General features: G+C 57.1%; 21 protein-coding genes. 8 read left to right on the top strand and 13 right to left on the bottom strand.

Annotated elements, in window-relative coordinates; translation table 11 throughout:
- Positions 1-29: 29 nt before the first annotated feature.
- Together AC5TBW_RS05235 and AC5TBW_RS05230 are read left to right on the top strand one after the other, a co-directional pair.
- A complete protein-coding gene (locus AC5TBW_RS05235; RefSeq protein ID WP_495511053.1) occupies positions 30-854 on the top strand; it encodes an ATP-binding cassette domain-containing protein in 825 nt (274 codons plus the stop codon).
- Positions 847-1,461: an ABC transporter ATP-binding protein gene (locus tag AC5TBW_RS05230; RefSeq protein WP_495511052.1), complete on the top strand. Its 615-nt coding sequence runs from the start codon at positions 847-849 to the stop codon at positions 1,459-1,461. The genes AC5TBW_RS05235 and AC5TBW_RS05230 overlap by 8 nt, the downstream gene beginning before the upstream one ends.
- A 177-nt stretch (positions 1,462-1,638) precedes the next feature.
- Here AC5TBW_RS05230 and AC5TBW_RS05225 read toward each other — a convergent pair whose 3' ends face one another.
- From AC5TBW_RS05225 to AC5TBW_RS05210, 4 genes are all read right to left on the bottom strand, one after another.
- Positions 1,639-2,829, bottom strand: coding sequence for an MFS transporter (locus tag AC5TBW_RS05225; RefSeq protein ID WP_495511051.1), 1,191 nt, complete (start codon positions 2,827-2,829; stop codon positions 1,639-1,641).
- Between the two features lie 26 nt (positions 2,830-2,855).
- Positions 2,856-3,383 (bottom strand): C40 family peptidase, encoded by a 528-nt coding sequence (locus AC5TBW_RS05220; protein WP_495511050.1) that lies wholly within the window; start codon positions 3,381-3,383, stop codon positions 2,856-2,858.
- A 198-nt stretch (positions 3,384-3,581) separates the two neighbouring features.
- A complete protein-coding gene (locus AC5TBW_RS05215; RefSeq protein ID WP_495511049.1) occupies positions 3,582-6,047 on the bottom strand; it encodes a DUF1266 domain-containing protein in 2,466 nt (821 codons plus the stop codon).
- A gap of 155 nt (positions 6,048-6,202) precedes the next feature.
- Positions 6,203-6,445: a GlsB/YeaQ/YmgE family stress response membrane protein gene (locus AC5TBW_RS05210; RefSeq protein WP_008958536.1), complete on the bottom strand. Its 243-nt coding sequence runs from the start codon at positions 6,443-6,445 to the stop codon at positions 6,203-6,205.
- Positions 6,446-6,617: 172 nt separating this feature from the next.
- Between AC5TBW_RS05210 and AC5TBW_RS05205 the strand changes: the two genes are divergently transcribed.
- From AC5TBW_RS05205 to AC5TBW_RS05185, 5 genes are all read left to right on the top strand, one after another.
- The gene (locus AC5TBW_RS05205) at positions 6,618-7,487 is read left to right on the top strand and encodes a D-hexose-6-phosphate mutarotase (RefSeq protein ID WP_495511048.1); all 870 of its coding nucleotides are present in this window, start codon (positions 6,618-6,620) and stop codon (positions 7,485-7,487) included.
- Between the two features lie 61 nt (positions 7,488-7,548).
- Entirely contained in the window at positions 7,549-7,740 is a 192-nt protein-coding gene (locus AC5TBW_RS05200; RefSeq protein ID WP_495511047.1) for a hypothetical protein, read from the top strand.
- Positions 7,741-7,817: 77 nt separating this feature from the next.
- Positions 7,818-9,221, top strand: coding sequence for a YcjX family GTP-binding protein (locus tag AC5TBW_RS05195; protein ID WP_495511046.1), 1,404 nt, complete (start codon positions 7,818-7,820; stop codon positions 9,219-9,221).
- The gene (locus AC5TBW_RS05190; RefSeq protein ID WP_495511045.1) at positions 9,218-10,258 is read left to right on the top strand and encodes a YcjF family protein; all 1,041 of its coding nucleotides are present in this window, start codon (positions 9,218-9,220) and stop codon (positions 10,256-10,258) included. Before AC5TBW_RS05195 ends, AC5TBW_RS05190 begins: the two co-directional genes overlap by 4 nt.
- Before the next feature lie 105 nt (positions 10,259-10,363).
- Positions 10,364-12,004 (top strand): BCCT family transporter, encoded by a 1,641-nt coding sequence (locus AC5TBW_RS05185; RefSeq protein WP_495511044.1) that lies wholly within the window; start codon positions 10,364-10,366, stop codon positions 12,002-12,004.
- 98 nt (positions 12,005-12,102) lie between these two features.
- Here the strand turns inward: AC5TBW_RS05185 and AC5TBW_RS05180 are convergent, their stop codons facing one another.
- The 7 genes from AC5TBW_RS05180 to AC5TBW_RS05150 all read right to left on the bottom strand — a co-directional run bounded on the left by AC5TBW_RS05180 (position 12,103) and on the right by AC5TBW_RS05150 (position 19,843).
- Positions 12,103-13,224 (bottom strand): ABC transporter ATP-binding protein, encoded by a 1,122-nt coding sequence (locus AC5TBW_RS05180; protein ID WP_495511043.1) that lies wholly within the window; start codon positions 13,222-13,224, stop codon positions 12,103-12,105.
- 180 nt (positions 13,225-13,404) lie between these two features.
- The gene (locus AC5TBW_RS05175) at positions 13,405-14,283 is read right to left on the bottom strand and encodes a carbohydrate ABC transporter permease (RefSeq protein WP_280112599.1); all 879 of its coding nucleotides are present in this window, start codon (positions 14,281-14,283) and stop codon (positions 13,405-13,407) included.
- Positions 14,276-15,202 (bottom strand): carbohydrate ABC transporter permease, encoded by a 927-nt coding sequence (locus AC5TBW_RS05170; RefSeq protein ID WP_495511916.1) that lies wholly within the window; start codon positions 15,200-15,202, stop codon positions 14,276-14,278. Before AC5TBW_RS05170 ends, AC5TBW_RS05175 begins: the two co-directional genes overlap by 8 nt.
- Before the next feature lie 114 nt (positions 15,203-15,316).
- Positions 15,317-16,576, bottom strand: a complete 1,260-nt coding sequence (locus AC5TBW_RS05165; RefSeq protein ID WP_495511042.1) for an ABC transporter substrate-binding protein — start codon at positions 16,574-16,576, stop codon at positions 15,317-15,319.
- Between the two features lie 111 nt (positions 16,577-16,687).
- Positions 16,688-18,199: an ATP-binding protein gene (locus tag AC5TBW_RS05160; RefSeq protein ID WP_495511041.1), complete on the bottom strand. Its 1,512-nt coding sequence runs from the start codon at positions 18,197-18,199 to the stop codon at positions 16,688-16,690.
- A complete protein-coding gene (locus AC5TBW_RS05155) occupies positions 18,196-18,921 on the bottom strand; it encodes a response regulator (RefSeq protein ID WP_495511040.1) in 726 nt (241 codons plus the stop codon). The genes AC5TBW_RS05160 and AC5TBW_RS05155 overlap by 4 nt, the downstream gene beginning before the upstream one ends.
- 124 nt (positions 18,922-19,045) lie before the next feature.
- Positions 19,046-19,843 carry an HAD family hydrolase gene (locus AC5TBW_RS05150; RefSeq protein ID WP_280106143.1) on the bottom strand — a complete coding sequence of 266 codons (798 nt, stop codon included), beginning with the start codon at positions 19,841-19,843 and terminating at the stop codon, positions 19,046-19,048.
- 161 nt (positions 19,844-20,004) lie between these two features.
- Between AC5TBW_RS05150 and AC5TBW_RS05145 the strand changes: the two genes are divergently transcribed.
- A complete protein-coding gene (locus tag AC5TBW_RS05145) occupies positions 20,005-21,945 on the top strand; it encodes an exoribonuclease II (RefSeq protein ID WP_495511039.1) in 1,941 nt (646 codons plus the stop codon).
- A gap of 131 nt (positions 21,946-22,076) precedes the next feature.
- On the opposite strand, the gene AC5TBW_RS05140 is transcribed toward AC5TBW_RS05145, so the two are convergent.
- Entirely contained in the window at positions 22,077-23,702 is a 1,626-nt protein-coding gene (locus AC5TBW_RS05140) for a methyl-accepting chemotaxis protein (protein ID WP_495511038.1), read from the bottom strand.
- 144 nt (positions 23,703-23,846) lie between these two features.
- Entirely contained in the window at positions 23,847-25,052 is a 1,206-nt protein-coding gene (locus tag AC5TBW_RS05135) for an extracellular catalytic domain type 1 short-chain-length polyhydroxyalkanoate depolymerase (protein ID WP_495511037.1), read from the bottom strand.
- Between the last annotated feature and the right edge of the window lie 57 nt (positions 25,053-25,109).

Genomic DNA, 25,109 nt, shown 5'->3' with positions numbered 1-25,109 from the left:
TTAAGGAGATTACTGATGGGAGGTTTACCGTGTTAACCATTGATCAGTTGTCGCTACAGTTACCGTTATATGTCGCCTGGTGGAAGCGTGAATGGGCCACCTGCCTGAATGCATTTTCACTAACGTTTAGCTCTGGCGAGGTACATGCAGTGGTGGGTGCCTCCGGCGCCGGAAAAAGCCTGTTGGCCTATGCGATTATGGGCTTACTACCCACAGCTGCTCGTTTGAATGGACAGCTTTACTACCAAGGAAAACTGCTCGACGAAACTCGCCAACGCCAGCTTCGTGGTCGTGAGCTGGCGCTTATTCCTCAGTCGCTTAACGCACTAGACCCACTGGCGCGCACTAAACGCCAAGTGGCCTGGGCGGCCCAGCGCGCCGGACAATCGTCACGTCACGCTCGACACTCCGCCCAACGAGCCTTAGACCATTACCAGCTAGATGCTCACGCCCAGCAGGCCTACCCCCACGAGCTTTCCGGCGGCATGGCCCGCCGCGTATTGACGGCTATGGCCCATGTCAGCCAGGCCCGCTTGGTGATTGCCGATGAGCCCACTGTGGGTCTTGACCCTCACCAGCGCCAGCGTGTTTTGGATACGCTGCGCGGACTGGCTGAGCAAGGCAAAACGGTGATATTAATTACCCATGACCTGCGCCACGCCCTGCCGATTGCTGATCGCGTTACCATCATGCGTGATGGTCAGCAGGTTGAAACGGCCCCCGCCCGCGCCTTTCAAGGCGGCGGCGCTTCGCTTACCAATGCTTATGCTCGGGCATTGTGGCTGGCGCTGCCGGACAACGCTTTTGCAATAACCGAAATGAGCAGGCGAGAACAGGAGGTAAACGTTGCTTAAAGCACGCCAGCTTAGTTTTCACTTTTCACCCAGCGCACCGCTTCTCCAGGGCGTTTCGCTCACGCTGGGCGCGGGTCAGTGGCTAGGGTTAAGCGGCAACTCTGGCGCGGGTAAATCAACGCTGGGCCAACTGCTCGCGGGCTACTTAGCGCCCCAGGCGGGTGATGTCACCCTGGATGGCGAGGCGCTACCGAAAAGCGGCGTGCAGCCCGTGCAGTGGCTACCGCAGTCGCCGGAGCTGGCGGTGAACCCACGCTGGCGGGTAGGTAAAATATTGCGCGAAGCCTGGGTGCCTTCTGACACACAGTGCCAAGCGTTCGGTGTACAAGCAAAATGGCGCTCGCGCTTTCCACAATCGTTATCGGGGGGAGAGCTGCAGCGGGTATGCGTGTTGCGGGCGCTCGCGCCGGAAGTTCGCTTTCTGGTCGCCGATGAAATCTCCACCATGCTCGACCCGATTACCCAACTTGAGCTTTGGCAGGCGCTAAAACGGGAGGCGGAACAACGCCAGCTTGGCGTGCTGGTGATTAGCCACGACATCGCCCTACTGGAACAGCTCTGCCCACAGCGCTTGCACTTAAGCGAAGGTCAATTGAAGCCATGGTAGCTGATGTCAGGGCAGGTTGAAGCGAGGGTCTTTCGACATGGCCGGAAAAATATTCCCGACCATTCCGGCATTTCCGCCATCCCTGGCGGTCAGATGTCGAAAGTAGCGCCCAGGGAGGGGTTCACAGCGCCCTCGCGGAAACCTGCGCTCGGCATCGATGCGTGCAGCTGGTGAAGGTTAGCCAACCGCGTGGCGACGCTCAAAACGCCAGAGGGCGAAGGCAATTATCAGCGTGATACTCAGCAGTAGCCACGAACCGATGCTCACCCCCGCCCAGCCAGCCCAGCGCCAGAACGGCTCCAGCCAGAAGCCACCCAGACTGGCACCCACATAGTAGAACACCAGATAGAGCGCCGAGGCGCTGCCCCGTGCCCCCTCGGCATAACGCCCTACCCAACTGGAAGCCAGCGAATGTGTCAGGAAAAAGCCGAAGGCATTGACGGTTAAACCGACGATAATCAGCAGCAGCGAATCCGCTAAAGTAATCGCTGTGCCCAGCATTAAAATCACCACCCCCATCATCATGCACGCCGCAGGCGAAAACCGCCCAGCCAGACGCCCGGAAATCATCGAACCGAAGGTACCGCCGAGATAGGTCAAAAAGATCAGCCCCAGGCCACTGGCGGCTAATTGATACGGCACTGCCGCCAACCGAAAGGTGATATAACTGTATTGATTGATAAAAATCAGGAAGTTGATGCCACCCAGGCAGTAAGCAGCGAGCAGCACCGGGTTACGCAGGTGATTGACTAAATCGCTTGCCGCTTTGCGTAGCTCGAAGCGCTGGGGCGTAAAGGCGCGACTATTGGGTAACAGACGCCAAAATACGACGCAGCCGATTAGCGTCATGATCCCTACCGCAAGAAATGCCGCGGTGGGGCCACCCACTTCGGCAGCGGCCCCGCCGACAATGCGCCCACTGATTCCGCCGAGTGAATTGGCGCCAATATAGAGCCCCACCGCACTTAATAGCGCCGGCTTCTCGAACTCATCACCCATCCAGGCGATAGCCACTGCCGGCAGCCCACCCAGCACAAAGCCTTGCACCAGGCGAAGCAGTAACAGGCTTTCAAAGGTGGGCGCGAAAGCCAAAGCAATGGAACAACCGCCTGCCAGCAGCAGTGTTATACGCATGATACCTTCGCGACCAATGGCATCCGAGAGGGGCCCGAATACCAGTAGTGCCAAGGCGAGGGAGAGGGTTGATACTGACATGATCAGGCTGACCCCCAGGGTTGAGACATCATACGTCTCCTTTAACCCTGGCAGTAGCGGCTGCGGTGCATAGAGATTAATAAAAACCAGAAATGAGCCGAGGCAAAGCGCCAAGGTGGCGCGCCACCAGGCGCGCGTTTTGGCTTCAATCATGCCGTTCCTAAAAGTGGTCTATTTGGCTACTGGAAAACGCTACCACCCAGTTGGGCCAGGTGCGTTGGCTCCAGAGCGCGACGCGCCTGCCAGTAGTAGCGCCGCCAGTAACTGTTATCCAGGCTGGAAATAATCACCCCTTTCGAAGTCGAGGCATGGAGAAAATAGCCATTACCGACATAAATGCCGACATGGTTATATCTACCTGGAGGGCTGAAGAACACCAGATCGCCCGCCTGCAGCTCTTGGCGGTCGATCGGGCGTCCCTCGTGTATTTGCCCACTAGTGGAACGCGGAAGCTCTAAATTAAAGGTGTCACGATAAACATTGCGTACCAGGGCTGAGCAGTCAATTCCTCTTTCTGACGTGCCGCCAATCCGATAAGGCGTTCCTGCCCAGCGCTGGTGCTGGGCCAGTAGCGCCTCGCGAACAACCGTTGGTGGCGGTACTTGCATACTGCGCAATTGTGCATCGATGGGATCAACCGGCGACTTTTGCGGATCCGCCCCCATTCCCGGCAACGACATAGAGAAGTAGTTATCAGGAGCCTGCATGTTGCTCTGTCGAGAAGAACCTGCGCAGCCAGCAACCAATGTAACTATAAAACAAACACTTACAACACGAACAGCGGTCACAGCGGGGCGTGGCAACGCAACCATGCGATTAACCTCGTGACATTGATAAGGGATCGGTATGACAAAACTCATTTTTCCACGCATGACTATAAGCTAGTTATCCTATGTTTGGCGAGCCTAATGTAAGGTGCGCTGATCGCCCGGCAGTGTATCAATATGTAGTGGCGCAAAATGGCGTGGTTTATTGCCCGGAAAATCGAGACTGGCCCATGGTCCGGCCAATACCGGCGCGCCGCATACCCAAGCCACCAACGCCTGGCGAAAACCGGCTAAAAAGCTCTCTCGCTCTGGGGTTTCGCCCATAAAAAACGAGAAGCCAGAATACATACCCATGGCATACTCTTGCCAACCGGCATAGTGATCCGCTGCAAGCTGGTAAGCACGATCTAATACGGTGGCAAATGCAGTGCTATCAAGCCAACCGAGCTGCCGTGCGGCAATCGCCAAATCGACCAGTTGGGCAATATCCCAGGCCGCCATATCGACGTCATTACAGCCATCTTCGTTATCACGCACCCGACATAAACGAAGCAGATGGTGGCGCTCGTCTTCAGCACAATCCCCAGATTCAAGAATGGCGATTTCAGCGCTTAAACGCTCTGTGTTGAGGGTGTAAGGAGCGTAGTTAATCTGATACTCCTGGCGATCTCCCGCTTCGAGCATGTAGGTCAAAAACTCCTGCATATCCGCAGCGCTGTTCAAGTGGTAATGGCTCTCTACCCATTCGCGGATTTCAGCGCACTCGCGGGCGCTTTCGGGCTGCGGTTCACTCCACACGGCACTGTTCAACGGCCCGACCAGTGACATGGCGGTAAAGTGACTCAACGTGGGACGGCTACCAGGCTCACACCAAGCGTCGTGGCGCCAATCAAGCCAGTGGAACAGGCTACCAGGATCTTCAATATGCCAAATAATTTCATTAATTAATGATGCATGTTCGGGCTCGGGCAGGCAGCTCTCCCACGCAAACCATGCATCTAGCAAGCGCTTGGCATTGGGGTAAAATCGACACAGACAGCTGCGTAACGCACTTGCGTACTCCATTAACGGCGCACGATCGAGTAAGCCGCTGTCGAGGGACATATGTAGATAGAAGGCGAATTTTTCGGCCATATGGATAGTGGCCGCGTGGCGACTCACCCCCTTGACGGCATTACGCTGTTTGAGCTCATCCGGTGTGGGTTGGCCAAACCAACTTTGCGAGGGTGGCAGAACGCCATGCACTGCGTCAGCCGCCAATTGGTTAAGATGATGCGCCTGAGCAGGTAGCCAGTAGCGCGCCAATGCATGCGCACCTTCATCGGCGTGCAGACCAAGCGACTCCTGCAAATAGAGCGCCGCATCGGCACGCTGCTCTTCCGGAAGTGCAGCTGAAGGGTCTATTTGGCGCAGCATCACATCCGGTTCGCGTACGCTGGCCATTGCCAGCAGCCAGTGATGGGAGGTGTTGCGCCACTGGCGAATGCGCGCTTGAGATGCCTTTCGCGTAGCTTCGTCCAAGAGCTCCCCCGGCGGCTTCCTCCAGGGGCTGTAAGCGCTATGTAACAACAACTGATGACGCGCGCTGGGTGTTTTTCCTCGTCGGTCAATGCCATCAAACAGGCTTTGTCCCCGCCCGTAAGCGTTAAGGACGGCGTACCAGTCATGGTAACGGCGGCTGATCAAATCGGCGCCGTGTCCCGCCAAGTCATCGGCCTCATCCTGACTGAGCCAACCACAGCAAGCTCCCGCCCAGGCCAGCTCGACAAGCCGCAGCCAGTCCCAGGCGGCCCACTCAAGCGGCTCACCTTCGGTCACGAATTTATTCAATACGGGCGCATACGGCGACTCTTCTACTACGCTACGCTGCCACTCCATACGCTGGGCACTGTCCATACTCAATAGTTCGCGGGCTTCGATATCCCAGCGCTGGCGCTCGCCCTGGGCGCCAAGCCAGAGCATTACGCCAAGCAGCGCATCGCGGTCATGAACATCCCACACATGGGCCAGCCAATCGGCGGCGTCGGGCCAGTCGGTGTGGCTTGCGGGATAGACGATGATCGGCCGAAACAGCGCGCATAGCCGCCAGCTCTGAGCCGCTGGCTGTTGCGGCCAAAGGGAAATAGGGGGAGGAAGTTTAGCCAGGGTATGTTCGAGTGCTTCCCATGTCACGCCTTCGCCATCGGTTTCGAGATTGGCCAGCGCCTGGCAGGCATCGATAAAGCGGTCATCAGCGTCACCTTCCCAGCCTTTTGCACCCAGTGCGCGACGCAGATCGGCGAGCCATGCGCGCAGATCGCTGTAATCACTGGTAATTCGACGAGTTAAGTGGTGCGCCCAGGCGCGTGACTGATCTGCTTCCAGCCAGCCCGCCGCGCCAGCAAGCGCAGCCCACTCGAGAGCGCTCAATAGTCGATCGGCATGGCCGGCAGGTGCACCCAGGCCGTGAAACAGCTGCTCGGCCAGCTCTCCCCGGTCGGTAATTCCCAGTTGCAGCAAACGCTGCTCAGCAGCACCAGCATCGACCGCCAGAGGATGAGGAGTAAACGCCCAATCACACAGCACGAGCTGTTGGGCCCACCAGGCATTTAACGCGTCGATCAAGAGGCACCTCGACAAAAACACAATGGCACCGACAAAACGCCGGAATAAAGCCTCCCAGTGTAACGGAAGTGGCGCGAAACACCGATAGCATCAGTATAAAACGACACCGCCCGGCACAAGGCCGGGCGGTCGTCAAACGGGTAACAGCTAAACAGCTACGCTTTTTTAACCTTACTAATCACCCACAGGAGCACCACGGCACCTACGATTGCCGTCACCAGCGAACCGATAAAGCCACCGGAAGAGAGTCCTAAAAGGCTGAACAAAAAACCGCCAATAACGGCACCAACGATACCGACACCAATGTTACCCAGAATGCCGAAACCGCCACCGCGCATGATGTTGCCAGCAATCCAGCCAGCCAAGCCACCAATGATTAACCATGCAATAAAGCCCATATAGTCTCCTTACTATCTTAAGTACTGGTTCAAATACCAATTCAATTACGGGGTTTAGCTACGCATGTTAGTACGTGTTTTACCACCAGTCGTGCTTGTTCTACCATAGCACACAGCGTTACTGTTCGGCGCCTATTGGTGTAGATGCTTGGCAACTCTTAAAGGAAAATTCATGATTCCCGACTCGCTCAAACAACTGGTTAAAAGCACAAACGGTCAGCAAACGGCCAGCTGGGAAGGCCGCGATGTGGTGCTTTTCAATATGCCGTGGGGTGAGTTGGTGATCAGCCTGCAAGGCGCACAAGTGCTTCATTTCAGTCCTCAAGACGACACCGATTGGCTATGGCTGACACCGACACCGCAAGTGCTGCCAGGGGCTATCCGCGGAGGCATCCCGCTGTGCTGGCCGTGGTTTGCCGACGAGCGCTATGCCGATGAAAGCCCTAACCGTGACGGCCCGTTTCATGGTCTTGCCCGTCACGCTGCCTGGCGCTTAGACGCGGTCGATGAGCATGCCGATGGCATTGAAGTCCATCTCTCTCCCGAACAGCCCTTGCATACACAGCTCACCGCGCGTTTAGTGGTGCAAGCCAATGCGCAGCGGCTTAACGTTGAGTTGATCAGTGAAAACGTTGGCGAGACACCCGTTAAAACCAGTGGCGCGCTGCACACCTACCTCGCCGTTGCTGATATTCATCAGTGCCGTCTGGAAGGCCTTTCAGGCGCGCGCTATCTCGACAAACTGCGCGACTTTGCGGAAAGTGAACAACAAGGTACGCTGGCCGTTCAAGGTGCCGTTGACCGCATTTACCACACCAATGAAGCTGTGCTGCTCAACGATGGCGAGCGCAGCCTGCGTATCGGCAAGCAGTCCAGCGACTCCACCGTGGTGTGGCACCCCAACGATGACCTTCCCGGCGATACACCTGCTGAAGCAGCACGCCACTTTATCTGCGTTGAAGCCGCCAATACGCGCCTAGACCCGGTCTGGCTGGTCCCTGGCGCGCAGCACTTGTTAGGCACCACCCTCAGCCGCGGTTAATCTTCGGTTCATTAACGCTTTGCTACCATGCGCTCATTATCATTTGAGCTAGGGAGACCCGATGGACCCGCAGCAATGGCTAGAGGCAGCCACCCTGGCCTTTAATTTAATCGGTATGGTGGTGTGCTTGGTAGGCCTGACCCTGGCGCAGAAGATGACCCGCCGTTGGCCAGGCTACTTATTGGCAGGGGTTGGCTTTTTGATCGCCACCCTACCGATGCTTTCGCAACTGGTATTAATGTTTCGACAATGAAGACTATGCTGACCTTATCTCTTTGAAGTGAGACTAGACAGCGTCAAGCAGGCAAGAGCCACAAAGGGATCGATAGGATGCGCCAGCCGTTAAGTCGCGAACTGAGCAATTTGTTGGAGCGCGGAAGGGATCGCCAGCTCCGCTTAGCGGTTACCGGCCTCTCTCAGGCGGGGAAAACCGCGTTTTTGACGTCGCTGGTCAATCAACTGCGTCATGCTGGCGTTGAGGCGCGGCTCGATTTGCTGCCCGCGGCCAGGGAAGACCGCCTGCTTGGCGCTCAGCGGCTTAACCAGCCCGATTTGGGCGTGCCACGTTTTCCCTATGACCCTGGCATGGCCGCCCTGCGCGATACGCCGCCGCGCTGGCCGGAGCCGACCCGCGGCATCAGCGAGCTGCGTTTACAACTGCGCTATCGCCCTGCCCGCAGCGGCTGGCTAACCCCTGAAATAGCCCACCTCACCTTGGATCTGTTCGACTATCCCGGCGAGTGGTTGCTCGACTTACCGCTGCTGCAACATGACTTTTATAGCTGGAGCCAGGCTCAAGCGCTATACGCAGGAGAACAGCGACGAGGCCTGTTCAGTGAGTGGCTGGCAGCGGTGGAAAAGCTCGACCCTGCAAGCGAAGCGGATGAGGCTCAGCTCGCGGCCCTGGCCGAGGAGTACGCTCAAGGCCTGCGTCGTGCCAAGCAGGCGGGGTTTTCCGACCTGCAGCCAGGGCGTTTTTTGCTGCCGGGCGAACTTGAAGGAGCCCCTGTGCTGCAGTTTTTCCCGCTGCCACAGCTTAATTCTTCTCAACTCAACACCTCTAGAGAAACGCTGGAAGCACTGCCTGCCAACAGCCTTTACGCGACCCTGGCCGCACGCTTTCGCTACTATCAGCAGCAGGTGGTGAAACCCTTTTATCGCGATCACTTCCGCCGCTTTGACCGCCAGATCGTGCTGGTGGATGTGCTTGGCGCGCTGAACGCTGGGCCAGAACGGTTTGAAGACCTTTCCCGCGCCCTGCGCCAATTAATGCACAGCTTCGACTACGGAAAACGCAGCCTGCTCACGCGCCTGTTCGCACCCAAGATTGACCGGCTGGCGATTGCGGCGACCAAAGCCGACCACGTCACCCCCGATCAACACGGCCACTTGGTGCAGCTGTTAGAGGCCCTGCTGGCAGAGCCTCTCAAAGATCTCCGCTTTGCCAGCGTACCGGTTAAAGCGCTCTCGTTGGCAGCGATTCGCGCCACCGAGGCCCGCGAAGTCACCCACGAAGGTAAGCGCTCACCAGCCCTACGCGGCACTACTCTGGAGGGGGAAGACATACTGGTGTATCCCGGTGATGTGCCCCCCCGACTGCCTACTGCCGATTTTTGGCAGCAGCAGGGCTTTGACTTCCCCGGCTTTCGCCCGATGCAAACCACCTCGGAAGCGCTGGATCATATCCGCATGGACGCCGCCATCGACTGGCTGATTGGAGATAAACTGACATGACCACCCCACAGCCACGGCGCCAATTTACGCTGGATGACACGCCGGAAGATGCCGCCGAAACAGCTTCGGCTTTGCGCCAACGTGAAGCCTTTGCTGGCACCAGCGAGCACCATCCATTGGCGCCTCTTCCCGAAGATAAAGCCTTACCTGCTGCCAGTTTAGGTGCCCCGCGTAAACGCCGCTGGGGATTGATATTTGCCCTGGTGGGCGGTGCCGGACTAGGCACGGCTGAGTTGGTCACCGGCATTCCTGATGCGATGGCTCAGTCCCAGTGGCTCGCCGTTGCCTGGCAGTTTTTCGGGATCAGTCTGATTGGCCTAGGGGGCGTTTCACTGCTGAAAGAATTGGGGCGTTTGCGCCGTCTCAAGCGCCACGACAAACTACGCAGCGACCTTGCCGAGCTGCCGCTGCGCTCACCCAAGCAGGCCCGGGCCATGGCCGAGCAGTTGAGACGCCAACTTAAACTCGCCGACGATGACCCATACTGGCTGGCCTTTCAACGCGCTTGCCAACCCCACCATAGTGGTGAGGAGATCCAGACCCTGCTGCGTTATCACCTGCTAGCGCCGCGTGACCGTGAGGCCCAGCGCCTGATTACCCGAATGTCCGGCGAAACGGCCATCATAGTCGCGATCAGTCCGCTAACGCTGGTGGATATGGCGCTAGTGGCCTGGCGCAGCATGGCAATGGTGGATCGACTCTGCCGCCTTTATGGCCTTGAGCTCGGCTACGCCAGCCGCCTGCGGCTATTTCGTAACGTACTGCATAACATGGCCTTTGCGGGTGCCAGTGAACTGGCCACCGACGCCAGCATGGATATGCTCTCACTGGATTTAGCCGGGCGCCTTTCCGCCCGTGCGGGTCAAGGTCTGGCCACCGGATTGCTGAGCGCACGACTGGGGCTTCGCGCCCAGCGACTCTGCCGCCCGGTGCCTTTTACGCCTGATGAGCAACCTAAAATCGCTGACCTTCGACAAGACCTTTGGCGGCAGATCAAGCGGCTCGACAAAGAAACGGTGCCGCAAAGCCGCCAATGAAGTAACCGAAAACAAGTCTCTTTTCGGTCATAAGATGGGATTCAACGCTACTTATCCTCATGATGAATGTTTAACATAGCATCCTCCAATGAGGAGACGTAGTGTATGAACCATCCCGATAATTCAGAATCGCCTGCGGTAACGAGCGACATGCAGACCGACTATGTCGTCGGTCAGGACAATATCAAGGGGCAGTTCGGCCCCATTGGTTTCGATATCCACAACCGCGTTTTTGTGGTATCCGCGCTTGCCTCCGCTATCTTCATCGTCCTCACCCTGCTGTTTCCAGAACGAGCGGAGAGCGTCTTTCAGTCCATTGTTGCCTTCTCGACGGGCACGCTGGATTGGTATTTCATGATTCTGGTCGATTTCTTTATTCTGTTTTGCTTAGCGCTGGTGGTTCTGCCCTATGGCTCCGTCAGACTGGGCGGGGCCGATGCCCGGCCTGATCACAGCTATCTCTCCTGGTTCGCCATGCTGTTCACCGCGGGCATCGGTATCGGCCTGCTGTTCTTCGGCGTGCTCGAACCGGTTTACCACGCCAATGTCTCGCTCCCCCTGGGCATCACACCGCCCTTCGGAGCCGATGGGGCGCTGAACCAAGCGGCTATTGATGACGCCAGCGCCATGGGTCTGGCGGGTACCTATCTCCATTGGGGTATCCATGGCTGGGCGGTGTATATCGTCATGGCACTGGCGCTGGGGCTATTTACCTACAACAAGGGGCTGCCTTTCTCGATTCGCTCGGCCTTCTTTCCCATTCTCGGTGAGCGTGTCTGGGGCTGGTGGGGTCATGTGATCGATATTCTCGCGGTGTTCTCCACCCTGTTCGGGCTGGCCACCTCGCTCGGGCTCGGCGCCCAACAGGCCAATGCGGGGATGAACTTCGTCTTTGGCCTGGAAGTCAGCATCTTGACCCAGGTTATCGTTATCATTCTAGTGACGGCGGTAGCACTGGTGTCGGTTTGGCGCGGTCTTGAGGGTGGCTTGAAGAAGCTCTCTGAGATCAACATGATTCTGGCCGTTCTGTTCTTCTTTTTCGTGCTCTTCGCTGGCCCCACGCTTTTGGCGCTCACCGGCTTCTGGTCGGGGCTTACTACCTATGTGACGGACTTTATTCCTCTATCCGCGCCCTTCGGTCGTGAAGACGATGCCTTCCGTCAGTCCTGGACGATTTTCTACTGGGCCTGGTGGATTAGCTGGGCACCTTTCGTTGGGATGTTTATCGCCCGCGTCTCCCGGGGACGCACGGTGCGGGAGTTTATTCTGTGCGTTTTGCTGGTTCCCAGTCTGTTTATCTTTATCTGGATGGGCGTCTTTGGCTCAACCGCGCTTGAACAGCTCTATGCTGACCCGGCGGCTAGCCTGGTGAAAGAGTATGTGATCGATAACTACAGGCCTGAGCTATCGCTGTTCGGCATGTTGAACGAACTGCCGTTGACGGGCCTGATGTCGACCCTGGGTATCGTCCTGGCGCTGATCTTCTTTGTCACCTCCTCGGATTCCGGCTCCTTGGTCATCGACACCATCACCGCCGGTGGCAAAATCGATGCACCGCGGCCTCAGCGGATGTTCTGGGCGGTCATCGAGGGCCTCATCGCGATTGTGCTGCTGATTGGCGGTGGTCTGACCGCCCTTCAAGCCGGGGTCACCGCCACTGCTATTCCGTTCTCGATTGTGATGCTGCTGATGTGCTACTCGATCATCAAGGCGCTCAATGGCGAGCTGCGGCTTATTCGTAAGTGACACCAGAAGCTGACGCCGTTAGACAAGTGTAAAAAAAGGCCCCTTCGCTGCAATCAGCAAGGGGCCTAATTATTCAGACCAAGTTCGAACCCAGGCGCTTAGGCAATACGCTGCTCGGTCTCGGCATCAAACAGAATCGCTCTGCCCATATCAACCCGCAGCGATAAGCGCTCCCCCGCCGCCACCGCGCATTTAGGCCCAACACGGGCGGTCACTTCCTGTTCGCCCAGGGGTAAACGCAGCAAGATATCCGCCCCGGTAGGCTCTACCACCGCCACACTGGCGCTTAGCAGCGTTCCTTCGGCTTGGGACGTTAACCGCTCATCCTCTTCGCTGAAGTGCTCTGGGCGTAGGCCAAGAATGACCGACTGGTTAAGCCGTTCGGCCATCTCTGCGGCGATGCGCTCTTCTGGCCAGGGTAGCACCAGCTCATCCTCACCCGGCGTGATAATGCGCAGTTGATAACCGCCGTTGTTATCTTCCAGAGTCGCGCGAATAAAGTTCATCGACGGCGAGCCCATAAAACCCGCCACAAACATATCCACCGGGTTGTTGTAGACCTCATCCGGCGAGCCCAGCTGCAGAATATGTCCATCGCGCATCACCGCAATGCAGTCGGCCAGGGTCATGGCTTCGACCTGGTCGTGTGTCACATAAACAATGGTGGTGCCCAGGCGCTGGTGGAGCTTTTTGATCTCGGTGCGCATATCCACGCGCAGCTTGGCGTCCAGGTTGGAGAGTGGCTCGTCGAACAGATACACCTTGGGCTCCCGCGCCAAAGCACGCCCCATCGCCACGCGCTGGCGCTGCCCGCCGGAGAGCTGGGCAGGTTTGCGTTCCAGCAGATGGGTGATCTGCAGTAGGTCGGCCACACGCTCTACGGCCGCTTCCCGCTCGGCTTTGGGCACCTTGCGCATTTCAAGCCCGAAACTGATGTTCTGGCGCACTGTCATGCTGGGGTAAAGCGCGTAGGACTGAAACACCATGGCGATATCCCGATCTGCAGGGGTGCGCCAGGTGACGTCTTCACCATCGATATAAATATTGCCGGAGGTCACCGGTTCAAGCCCGGCAATGGCATTCATCAGCGTGGATTTACCGCAGCCCGAGGGGCCAACCAGAATCAGGAACTCGCCGGAATCGATCGAAATACTGACGTCTTTGAGCACCCGCTCGCTGCCGAACTCTTTGCGCACGTTGTGGATTTCTAACGCTGCCATAATGAAAATCCTATTGTAAAGCGACTGACAAAACCCACTCATTTGGAGGGTCAGAAGTAGCCCGTAGCGGGGGTCTTTCGCCATGGATGGCGAAAGTAGCGCCCATGGATGGGTTCACAGCGCCCCCGCGGAGGGCTGCTTCTGACCTTCTAGAAATGGTTGCCCCTCACCTAGTTGTTATTAGCCTTTCACGGAGCCTGCTGTCAGCCCGCGCACGAAGTATTTTCCCGCCAGCACGTACACCACCAGGGTGGGCAGCGCGGCAATCATCGCTGCCGCCATATCCACGTTGTACTCGCGAACGCCGGTGGAGGTATTCACCAGGTTGTTGAGCGCCACGGTAACGGGCTGGGTGTTGTGGGCCGAGAACGCCACCCCAAACAGAAAGTCGTTCCAGATTTGGGTGAACTGCCAAATGACCGACACCACGATGATCGGCGCTGAAACCGGTAGCAGAATACGCCAGAAAATGCGGAAAAAGCCCGCGCCATCCAACTTCGCCGCCGAGACTAGCTCGTTAGGGATACCCACGTAGAAGTTGCGGAAAAACAGCGTGGTGAAGGCAATGCCAAAGACCACGTGAACCAGAATCAAACCGGCGCGGGAACTGGAGATACCCAGCCAGCCGAGGGTTTGCGCCATGGGCAGCAGCACCACCTGAAAGGGAATAAAACAGCCAAACAGCATCAATGCGAAGACTAATTCAGACCCTTTAAAGCGCCACTTGGTCAGCGCGTAGCCGTTAAGAGCGCCAATGGTGGTGGATATCAGCACCGCTGGAATCACAATCGCAAAGGAGTTCCAGAAGTAGCCGCCAACTCCATCGCAGCGCATGCCGGTACAGGCTTCACCCCAGGCTTTTGTCCACGGCGCGAAAGTGGGATTTTGCGGAAGCGAGAGCAGCGACCCGGCGCTGATTTCGCTTAGCGGCTTCACCGAGGTCATCAGCATGACCACCAGCGGTAGAATATAGAACAGCGCAGCGAGGATCAGCACGCCATAGAGCAGGCCACGACCCAGCCGCGCAGCGGGCGTCTGACGACGAATCACATTAGCCATGCTTGCGGCTCCTTAATTCGGAGTAGAGATAAGGAATCAAAATCGCCAACACGCCGCCCAACATCAGCATGGCGCTGGCAGAGCCCAAACCTATCTGCGCCCGGGTAAAGGCATGAGCGTACATAAAGGTGGCGGGTAGATCGGTGGCGTAGCCAGGCCCACCACCGGTAAGCGCGACGACCAGGTCAAAGCTCTTGATCGCGATATGGGCCAAAATCATCACCGCGCTAAACACCACCGGGCGCAGGCACGGCATCACCACGCGCCAATAAATCTGCGGCAAGCTGGCGCCATCTAGTTGCGCCGCTTTAATAATGCTGTCGTCGATACCCCGCAGCCCGGCTAAAAACAGCGCCATCACAAAGCCCGACGCCTGCCATACGGCGGCAATCACCAGGGTATAAATGGCCCTATCCGGATCGACAATCCAGTCAAAGCGAAACGACTCAAAGCCCCAGCCTTGAACCATGGCTTGAATGCCCAGCTGCGGGTTGAGTAGCCATTTCCACACCACCCCGGTCACGATAAACGACAGCGCCATGGGGTAAAGATAGATCGTACGTAGTGCGCCCTCTTGGCGAATTTTCTGATCGAGCAGTATCGCCAGCAGCGAACCGATCACCAGGCAAATCACCACAAACAGCACGCCAAAAATCATCAGGTTGGTCGAGGCGACCCACCAGCGCTCATTTGCCATCAGGCGTGCATATTGACCAAAGCCGACAAAGTCGTAGCTGGGCAGCATGCGCGAGCTGGTTAGCGAGAGCACGAAGGTCCACAGCATGAAGCCGTAAACAAAGAACAGCGAAATGGCCACCGACGGTGCCAACACCAGGCGAGGCAGCCACGCCTGCAAACCAGCGGATGGCGTCGAGCGCTTAGCGCCAGCCCCTAAAGGCGTCGCAGAGGTATTTTTCATGGGGAGGGAATCTCTCATGGAGAAGTATCCTTGCCAAGCAACATAGTGCCCTTGCTAAACAATATAAGCGCCGCCGTTGCAGCGGCGCCTAAAGAACGCTATTGCTAGAAAAGCCTAGAAAGAGGCCGCTTCGGCAGCGCTCACCATACGTTCTGCCGCTTCTTCAGCTGGCATATCGGCGTCGTTGAAGTAGTTGGTGACCACATCAAAAATGGCGCCCTGAATATCCGCACGTACGGCCATGCCGTGGGCCATACTGGGCACAAGGCCACCCTCTTCGGCAGTGCGCTGGAAATCAGCCAACGACTGCTGGGCACAGCTATCGAATTCGCTCATGTCCAGATCAGGCCGCGCCGGAATCGAGCCTTTGGCAAGGTTAAACGCTTCCTGGAAAGTAGGCTCAAGCACCAAGCGGGCTAACGCCTGTTGCGCTTCGCGCTCCTCGTCGTCGCTGACACGGAACATCGCCAGGCTATCGATATTGAAGGTGAACGCATCTTCGGTGCCCGGCGCTGCGGCACAGAGGTAATCTTCCCCGGCGGTTAATCCAGCCGCGGTGAATTCGCCTTTCGCCCAATCGCCCATCAGCTGAAACCCAGCCACTCCATCAATCACCATGGCGGTCGCAATGTTCCAGTCGCGACCGGGCATACCTTCATCCATCAGTTCGCGGGTACGCTTGAAGTCTTCAAGGGCATCGATCATTTGTTCGCCGCCGAGGGCTTCAGGGTCTAGCTCTACCAATGCCTGCTGATAAAACTCGCTCCCCTGGCCACCTAACAGCACGCTTTCGAAGACCGTCGCGTCCTGCCAAGCTTGACCGCCGTGAGCCAGCGGGACGAAGCCCGCTTCGCGGATCGCCTCACCTGCCTCGAATAGCTCATCCAGCGTGGTGGGCATCTCCACCCCTGCCGCGTCCAACACTTCCGGGTTGGCCCACAACCAGTTTACCCGGTGCACGTTGACGGGTACCGCCACGTATTGACCATCGTGGCGCATGATATCGGCCACGACGTCTGGCAGCAGATCGTCCCAGCCTTCCGCTTCGGCAACGCCGTTCAAGTCACCGAGTAGGCCCAGCTCGCCCCACTCCTGAATCTCGGGGCCTTTGATCTGGGCGGCGGAGGGCGGGTTGCCCGACATTGCACGAGACTTAAGCACCGTCATGGCGGTCTCACCGCCACCACCGGCCACGGCAAAATCCTGCCAGCCGTAGCCTTCAGCTTCCATTAATTCTTTAAGCACGTTGGCGGCGCGGGCTTCGCCACCGGAAGTCCACCAGTGCAGCACTTCGACGTCACTGGCCTGGGCGTTAGTGGCGAGCGTGGCGCCTGCCAAAGCAAGCGCGAGGGTCGTCTTCTTAAACGTCGACATGGAGTCACTCCTTATATTGTTATTGTCCTCTCGGACGTTCGACATCCAAGAGGTTACGCCAAGGCGTGCGTCAACGGGAGTTACCGAGTACTGCATAGTGTTGGGGTTTTATTACAAACCTGTAATAGTTTCCTGGCGGGGTAGCATGAGCGTCACCACCAGCCCACCATCAGCATGGTTGGCGAGCGTAATATCGCCGCCATGAGCACGGGCGATATGCCGAGCAATGCCCAATCCCAGGCCGCTACCACCGGTGTGTCGACTGCGAGAGGGCTCTAAGCGCACAAAGGGCGAAAACACCCGTCCCAACTGCTCTTCGGGTATACCTGGGCCGTGGTCACGAATACGCATGGTGACCCCGTTACCGTGATCAACGAGTTCTACATCCGCCTGTTTGCCATAGAACACTGCATTCTCAAGCAGATTCGCCAGGCAGCGCTTAAGCGCCAGCGGTTTGGCAATCAGTGTTGCGATGGGGTGAGTGCTTTTAATTTCGATAGTGACCTTACCGCCTTGAAGGCTAAGCTCTTCGGCCAACTCTTCGATCAGGTTCGTTAGATCAACGGGCGCGGGCTCTTCGTGCAGATCCAAGCCTTTTACCGAGGCCAAGGCGCCTTTAACGAGGCTATCCAGTTCATCCAATGAAGCGCAAAAGCGCTCGCGCTGGTAGTCGTCATCGAGCATCTCGGCGCGCAGACGCATGCGGGTCAAGGGGGTCTTTAAATCATGGGAAATTGCTGAAAACAGCCGTTCGCGCTCCTCAATCTGCTCGCGAATACGCCGCTGCATACGATTGAACGCCGCGGCGGTGGCGGCGACCTCCTTGGGGCCGCTCTCTTTGAGAGGCGGCATATCCAAGTCATCGCCCAACTGATTCGCTGCCCGTGAAAGCCGCGCCAATGGCCGAGTCACACTGGTAATGCCCAATAGCGAAAGCGCCAGCACGCTCAGCAGCACCAATAGCCCGACCAGCAAACGCTCTTCAGAAAGCCAGCGATAGCCGCTGAAAATATCCGGTACGCCTAGCAGCGTGGCCACATAAAGCCAGGTGCCTGGAGCAAGTTCCAGTTGAACCACAAGAATCGGCGGCGAGAGTGGCTCCATCAGCAGGCTGTGCTGCCCCCAGCGGGGCGGTAAGTCATATAGCAGCACTTCATTATTCAGCACCCGCAGGTTTTCAGGACGGGAGAACTCGACAATCACGTCGTCAATATTGAGCTGCTGGGTGAGCACCGAGCGCACGTTGTTCACCACCACCTCTTTTTCCGGCCCCGAGCCGATATCGTCGATGGTCAGCCTGCGCTCATTAACGCTAACAAAAAAGCGCGTACCGCCCATATTGCGCAGTTGATCGAGCACAATATGGCGGTAGTCCACGGGCAGTGAGCGGAAAAACTTCATGGTAGAGGCGATGCTAAACGCCATATTGGTGGACAGCTCATCCAGCTGTGCCAAGTGGCTGGAGCGCACCTGGGAAGTCCAGATCGCGTAGCTGGCCCCTTGGGCGACTAGCACTCCGGCGATCATAATGATCACAAAGCGCCCGCGCAGCGACGCCGGCAGCCAGCGGGCAGCTCGTCGGGATAAGCGTCGACGAATGGTTGCCCACTCCAAGAGTCTCACGTTAATGCATCGACCTGGGCGGTTAACACATAGCCTGCCCCGCGCACCGTTCGAATCAGCTGCGAGTGCTGTGCATCTTCACCCAGCCGTTGGCGTAGGCGGCAAACGTGGACATCAATGGAGCGGTCTAGCGGCGGCGCATCCCGCCCCCGGGTAAGCGCATAGAGATCATCCCGTGTCAGCACCTTCGCCGGGTGCTCTAAAAACACCTGCAGTAGTTGAAAATCAGCCCCCGAAAGCGCGGCACGCTCGCCTTGCAAATCAATCAACTCGCGGGTCATACGGTCGAGCTGCCAATGGCCGAAACTGACCCAGCGCGCCTGCCCCGCAGGCAACGCTGGCGGAGCACTGCGGGTGCGTCGCAGTACCGCTTTAATGCGCGCCAGCAATTCGCGGGGATTAAACGGCTTGCCTAAGTAGTCATCCGCGCCCATTTCCAAACCAAGGATACGGTCGGTCTCATCGGCACTGGCGGTGAGCATTATGATCGGCACATCGCTGTGCTTTCGGACGTCGCGGCAGATGGTAAAGCCGTCGTCACCGGGGAGCATTAAATCGACAATCAGCAAGTCGGGGGCGTGTTCAGCACGCAGCGAATGCAACGCCTGCGCGCCGTCCGCCGTGAATACCCTATAGCCATGGCGCCCCAGGTAGTCAGCAAGCAGTTCACAAATTTCCGGGTCATCGTCGACCACAATCAAAGTGGCAGGGGTTGTCGTCATCGCAGCGGGGTCAGCCCTACACTGTTGTCGTTATTGGGCCTTGATGATGGTCGAGGAGATAAGTAGTAGCAATACGGCTACGACCAAGGTTGCATTAGTTTTTACCGTTGCCTTTACCTAGTCGCTAAAGCCCAAACCGTTTTTTCAACCACTCGGCAACAGCCGCTTCGCTGTGGTGGCCGATGCGCTCGGCGCCCTTTATACGTTCGAATAGCTCAAGGTGAGCGTTGGCCATTACCTGGGCTTCTCCGGCTAACACAAGCATTTCGGTGTCATTGAGATTGTCACCAAATGCCATGCAATCGGCTGCCGTTAATTCTAAACGTTCCAGCAGTGAGGCTAGCGCGACGCCCTTGTTAACGCCGCCCGCCATGATCTCCAGGGAGTCAATCGTCGAGTAGGTGATGTGTAGCGCATCGCCATAGGCTTCATGAGCCTGCTTTTCCAGCTGTTTCAGCGCCTCTGGATCGCCTAGATAGAGCACTTTGCCCACGCCATTAATATCCATCTGATCCGGCGGCACGACGTCATACCCAAACCCGGTAGAGGCATGAAGTGATAATAGATGCGGTGCCTCTGCATCTATATGCCAGCCGCTTTCTCGGTAGAGGTTCAAGCGCACCTGGGGCGGGCGTGGCAAACCAATCAGCGTTTTCGCATGTTCAGGCTCAAGGTGATTAGCCGCCAGCAAGGTATCTTCCGGGTCGTGAACATAGGCGCCGTTGGTGCTGATCAAGTGCGCGGGAATATCCAACTGGTCACGAAACACCTTCATATCGTGATAGTGGCGGCCAGAGGCGAGCGCGATATGATGGCCTTGCTTCACCAATGCTCTTAGCACATCGATGGTGCTTTCGTGCAGAGTATGGTCGCTTCCTAATAGGGTGCCATCCAGGTCAGAAACAATCAGGCGGGGTGTCATAACGCGCTCCATGAGTATGGGCATTTAGCTTAACCGATTCCCTTGAACGCATGTAAGCCTTTGACGTGCCGTCACTGGGGCCAACTTCGCATGGCGACAATTGGCGCAGCCAGCGGGAATCCGTATAGTGGCACCCTAACTCTCGCCAACTGATTGAGCTCATGCTTCAGAATAACTCCATGCTTGCCCAGCTCAAGCAACAGATTCGTCAAACCACCCCCCGTGCTGAAGGGGTGATCAAAGCCACCGACAAGGGTTTCGGCTTTCTCGAAACCGACGACGGTGAATCTTATTTCGTGCCACCGCCCGCCATGAAGCAAGTGCTTCACGGTGACCGTGTAGAAGCGGTTATTCACGAGAACGGTGACAAAAAATCCGTTGAGCCCGAGAAGCTGATTGAAGCTGGGCTGGATCGGTTTGTTTCCCGCGTGCAGAAGCGCGAAGGCCGCTTAGCCGTGGTTCCCGACCATCCGTCGATTAAAAACGTTATCAAAGCACGGATTAAGAACAACCTTGATGAAGACACCTTTGCTGACGGCGACTGGGTCATTGCTCGCTTGGTGCGCCATCCGCTAAAAGCCGATGACCGCGCCTTCTTTGCCCAAATTGATGAGCTGGTCGCTAAAAGCGATGATGCGGCAGTGCCATGGCGCGTCACACTTGCCCGCCATGCGCTGGAGCAAGAGTGCCCCGATGCGGGCACCGACTGGCCGCTGATGGATGAAGGCCTGACTCGCGAAGATTTAACGTCCACGCCCTTCTTCACCATCGATGGTGAAAAGACCCGCGATATGGACGATGCGCTGCACGTCGCTGTTCGTGCAGAAGGCGGCTGGCAGTTGAGTGTCGCGATTGCCGACCCCACCGCTTATGTGGAAGAGGGCCATGCGGCTGATTTAGAAGCCCGCACCCGTGCCTTTACCGTTTACCTGCCCGGCCAGAACGTCACTATGTTGCCCGAGCAGCTAGCGGATGATCTCTGCTCGCTGTGGGAAGGCAAGGATCGCCCCGCGCTGGCGTGTACGCTGGATATCAATGCCGACGGCAGCCTGGGCGAGTACCGCTTTTTTGCGGCGAACGTTAAATCTCACGCCAAGCTCGTTTACGACAATGTCTCCGACTGGATCGAAGGCCAAGGCGACTGGGCCCCGGCGGATGATATTGCCGAGCAGCTCACCGCGCTGCGTGATTTGACCGAAGCGCGTACCGCTTGGCGCAATGAACATGCGCTGGTGTTTAAAGACCGCCCTGACTACGTGTTTGACCTCGACCCCGCTGGCAACGTATTGGCGGTGCGCACCGAAGAGCGTCGCATTGCCAACCGCATGATCGAAGAGTCGATGATCGTGGCTAACGCCTGCTGCGCGGACTTCCTGGCCCAGCATATCGGTCACGGTATCTTTAACGTGCATCGTGCCTTTGAGCCAGAAAAAGCCGAAGCCGCCCAGGAGTTCCTGGCAGGTCAGGAGATCGTGGTCGAACGCGAAGCGCTCACCGAACTGGCCCGCTACACCGAGCTGAAGCGTGCGCTGGAAAGCCGCGATGATGCCTGGTTGGATGCGCGTCTACGCCGCTTCCAGGGCTTCACCATGATGTCCGCACAGCCCGGCCCGCACTTTGGCCTAGGCCTGGCCGCCTACGCGACATGGACCTCGCCAATTCGTAAGTATGGCGATATGGTCAACCACCGCCTGATCAAGCGCGTGCTGAAAGGCGAACAGGCGCCTGCCGAGGCTACCCAGCAGCTCACCGAGCAGTTGACGGAGCGTCGCCGCCTGAATCGCATGGCCGAGCGCGATGTAAAAGACTGGCTCTATGTACGTTACCTGACGCCCGCTGCGCAGAACCAGGATACGTTTGAAGCCGAAATCATGGCTATCAACCGTGGCGGCATGCGCGTTCGGCTGCTGGAAAACGGCGCAACAGCGTTTGTGCCCGCCCCCCTAATGCACAGTGACCGCAGCAAAGTGGTCATTGATGATAAAGAAGGGCGTATACAGATCGAAGGCGAAGAGCGCTACAAACTTGGCGACCCGCTTCGCGTCATCTTGACCGAAGCCCGCGAAGAGACCCGCTCGCTGGTAGCTAAACCCGCTGCGTAAATTGCACGTGTTGCATAGCGGTAACCAATAACGGCGCCTTAAGGCGCCGTTATTGTATCTATCGTTTTGACGGTATTTTGACTAGCCAACCAAATTCACATTCCAGTGGAATACGCACACACATTTGCTGATTAAAACGCCTCCTGCGTGGCTCTCGAAGGTAAGGCCATGGCAGGCGTGTGGGCTGATAGCTGGTTCAGCTTCGCGTCATCAATTTGAAACGCTGCTACCAGTTCGCGAAGCCGCCCGGCCTGTTCTTCTAGAGAAAATGCTGCGGTCGTCGACTGTTGAACCAGCGCACTATTTTGCTGTGTCGTTGAGTCCATTTCGGTGATCGCCGTATTAATCTGCTCGATACCACTACTTTGCTCGCGCGTCGCAGAGGACACCTCAGCCATCAGCAAGGCTAGGCGTTGGATCATCGTTTCCGTTTCTCCTATGGTCGTTGCGCCTCGCTCCGCTTGATCAGAACACAGCTTTATTTTGTTGCGCGTATCATCCAGCATGCCTCGAATTTCGCTGGCTGACGCGGCACTGCGGCTTGCTAGCGAACGAACTTCGGTGGCCACTACCGCAAACCCACGACCTTTCTCACCAGCACGCGCCGCTTCCACGGAGGCGTTTAGTGCCAGAATATTGGTTTGAAAGGCAATTGCATCGATGGCTTCGACGATCTTGTTCATACTGAGTGAGGCCGCCGTCACTTCACGCATCAACGCCACGCTGCGTGCCACTTCTTCACCGCCACTGTTCATCTGCTTTGCCGAAGCATGAGCCAGCGTATCAGCCTCTTTAGTTGAATCGCTGTTCTGGCGAACCGTGGCCGTCATCTCTTCCATGCTGGAAGCCGTTTCCTGCAAGGCGGCTGCCTGCTGTTCAGTACGAGAGGCAAGTTCCTGCCCGCCTTGGGCAATTTCATTGGCGCCGTGCAAGACATTTTCGCTTGAGTCACGTAGTGAGGCGACCAGCGTCGTAAGCTCTTTGCTCATGTGAGCCATAGAGCTCAATAGCTGCGCTGTTTCATCACGTCCGGTGAATACTATATCGTGGCGTAAATCTCCTTCTGCTACATGCTGGGCGACCTCAACGGCTCTTCGTAACGGCAGTACGATACTTCGCGTAATGGTGATAGCCAGTGCCACTGCCATCAACAGCGCCACTCCCGCGAAGATGCACAGTTGCCAAAGCGCTAACCGGTACTCAGCGTTTATCGCTTCATTAGCGATTTGAACGCCCGAATCCGCCACCAAGCTGATTTCATCAGCCAATTCCTCCAGCCGATAGATACTTTCTTTATGTTCACCAAACGCTTGGTTGGCTTGCGAGGTATCGGAAATACTGCCTCCCTCGATCCGGCGATACACTTGCATGAAGCCCTCTTCATACCCCTGAAGAGCGCCTTGTGCCTGTTGATAGAGGGCATCTAAACTATCTTGAGTAGAAATTGCTTCCCCTGTCTGAAAGGCAGTCCGAATTGCCTCAATGGCCGCCACCCAACGTTGCTGATAGTCCGCTATTCGTTCGGGACTGTCGATATTGATAAACATATCCTTTTCATAACGACGAGCAAGCAATGCCAACCGCTGAATCTCAGCAGCATTACTCGCTAGGGCAACATCGGTGTCCAAGGTTTTTTGAGCTGTATCCTTAGTAACGGTGATACCTACCACCCCCGCCACTAAGGTGCCCAAAAGAAATAGCGAAACTAAGCCAAAGGCTAACGCTAAGCGAGTGCCGATCTTGAACCGGGAAAGCATAGCCACATCCTAATAAGTAAAAGAGCTAGGATTTTAGGCGACAAAAATGAAAACTGTAACTCAACCTTTGCAAACTATTGTCAACTTTTATACATAATCAAAGAGTATCTACCCTACCCGCGCGTGAGCGAATATCGGCCCGTTCTATGACACTATCTGCCGATGCTGACGGAAGAACCGCAGCATTTCCCGGGTAGCGTCAGGGCCTTGAGGGTCGGTATAGCTGCCCTTTTTACTACCTCCTGACCATGCATGGCCCGCGCCGTGGATGCACCACTGCTCCATGTGTGGTTCGCCCTTCTCATTGTGATGCGTGGTACGGGTATAGGCATGGCCATTGGCCACCTTCCCCTGCTCTACCGTCGCCCCTGCTTGACGCGACGTGCTGTATTGGGCGGCCACGCGTTCCGCATTGCTGGGGTGCACGGTGGTGTCACGATCCCCATGAAAGATAATAGCAGGCACTTCCGATGCCCAACCGGCCCCTTTCGCTTTCCCACCGCCGAGAGGCCCTGTGCCACCCTGCATTGCGCCCAAGGCATCAGGAAGGCTTTGGGCTACGCCGTGGGGTAGTCCAGAGTGCACGCCCACCGCCGCAAACAGATCCGGGTAGGTCATCGCCAGGGTGGTAGCCATGGCGGCGCCTGCCGAAAGGCCTGCCACATAGACTCTGGATTCATCAAGGCCATGGGCATCAATGATCTGGCGGGTCATACCCGCAATAATTGCGGGTTCACCGCCCTCGCGCTGCTGATCTTCGGCCTTGAACCAGTTCCAGCATTTCGAGCTATTGGCGGTCATCGGCTGGGCCGGATAAAGCACACAACACTGCTGCTCTTCGGCCAGTCGGTTCATCTCGGTTCCGGCAGCGAAGTCATCGGGATTCTGCGTGCAGCCATGCAGCATCACCACCAGCGGCAGCGCCTGACCGGTATAGCCGCTGGGGATATATAGTTTGTAATCACGGGTACCCACATGGTTGGTAAACCGACCGGCAGTGAACGCCCCTGGCTTTGCTTCCTCACTGGCACTCGGTTGCTCGGGTGGCGCCATGCCACCGCGAAACTTCATCCACTTATCCCGCCAGGCAGCCGGCACCTTAATATCGCCGGGCGTGAATGCTCCGGCTGGCGACTCTGCAGGTTCTGGCTTTGATACGGTGGCTTCTTCGTCGATAACCTCACAGGTTCCGTCGAAGGTATTGCCTTTCTGGTAGGAAGTTTCAGCCGTGTCAGCGCCTCTCACTACGGGGGCGCCGCCCTGGAGAATAGCCATGGCCTCTTGCAGTTTTCCCGCGCGGGTTAGCCGTGTCGCTTCTTCCATTCGCTTTGTCATCGTGGCATCGATCATTTTCAATATCCTTATTCAATGATTGCTTAGTCAGTGTTTATTGAGCGAGCTTGAGCC

The organism is Vreelandella sp. ssv, assembly GCF_059448525.1.
This window is presented reverse-complemented; position numbering and strand designations above follow the sequence as displayed.

What these genes read in the sequence shown, in the direction of transcription:
- AC5TBW_RS05225 (WP_495511051.1), bottom strand. Translation starts at nt 2,829, where the DNA reads ATGATTGAAGCCAAAACGCGCGCCTGGTGGCGCGCCACCTTGGCGCTT.
- AC5TBW_RS05220 (WP_495511050.1), bottom strand. Translation starts at nt 3,383, where the DNA reads ATGCAGGCTCCTGATAACTACTTCTCTATGTCGTTGCCGGGAATGGGG.
- AC5TBW_RS05210 (WP_008958536.1), bottom strand. Translation starts at nt 6,445, where the DNA reads ATGGGCTTTATTGCATGGTTAATCATTGGTGGCTTGGCTGGCTGGATT.
- AC5TBW_RS05205 (WP_495511048.1), top strand. Translation starts at nt 6,618, where the DNA reads ATGATTCCCGACTCGCTCAAACAACTGGTTAAAAGCACAAACGGTCAG.
- AC5TBW_RS05200 (WP_495511047.1), top strand. Translation starts at nt 7,549, where the DNA reads ATGGACCCGCAGCAATGGCTAGAGGCAGCCACCCTGGCCTTTAATTTA.
- AC5TBW_RS05195 (WP_495511046.1), top strand. Translation starts at nt 7,818, where the DNA reads ATGCGCCAGCCGTTAAGTCGCGAACTGAGCAATTTGTTGGAGCGCGGA.
- AC5TBW_RS05190 (WP_495511045.1), top strand. Translation starts at nt 9,218, where the DNA reads ATGACCACCCCACAGCCACGGCGCCAATTTACGCTGGATGACACGCCG.
- AC5TBW_RS05185 (WP_495511044.1), top strand. Translation starts at nt 10,364, where the DNA reads ATGAACCATCCCGATAATTCAGAATCGCCTGCGGTAACGAGCGACATG.
- AC5TBW_RS05180 (WP_495511043.1), bottom strand. Translation starts at nt 13,224, where the DNA reads ATGGCAGCGTTAGAAATCCACAACGTGCGCAAAGAGTTCGGCAGCGAG.
- AC5TBW_RS05175 (WP_280112599.1), bottom strand. Translation starts at nt 14,283, where the DNA reads ATGGCTAATGTGATTCGTCGTCAGACGCCCGCTGCGCGGCTGGGTCGT.
- AC5TBW_RS05170 (WP_495511916.1), bottom strand. Translation starts at nt 15,202, where the DNA reads ATGAAAAATACCTCTGCGACGCCTTTAGGGGCTGGCGCTAAGCGCTCG.
- AC5TBW_RS05165 (WP_495511042.1), bottom strand. Translation starts at nt 16,576, where the DNA reads ATGTCGACGTTTAAGAAGACGACCCTCGCGCTTGCTTTGGCAGGCGCC.
- AC5TBW_RS05155 (WP_495511040.1), bottom strand. Translation starts at nt 18,921, where the DNA reads ATGACGACAACCCCTGCCACTTTGATTGTGGTCGACGATGACCCGGAA.
- AC5TBW_RS05150 (WP_280106143.1), bottom strand. Translation starts at nt 19,843, where the DNA reads ATGACACCCCGCCTGATTGTTTCTGACCTGGATGGCACCCTATTAGGA.
- AC5TBW_RS05145 (WP_495511039.1), top strand. Translation starts at nt 20,005, where the DNA reads ATGCTTCAGAATAACTCCATGCTTGCCCAGCTCAAGCAACAGATTCGT.
- AC5TBW_RS05140 (WP_495511038.1), bottom strand. Translation starts at nt 23,702, where the DNA reads ATGCTTTCCCGGTTCAAGATCGGCACTCGCTTAGCGTTAGCCTTTGGC.
- AC5TBW_RS05135 (WP_495511037.1), bottom strand. Translation starts at nt 25,052, where the DNA reads ATGATCGATGCCACGATGACAAAGCGAATGGAAGAAGCGACACGGCTA.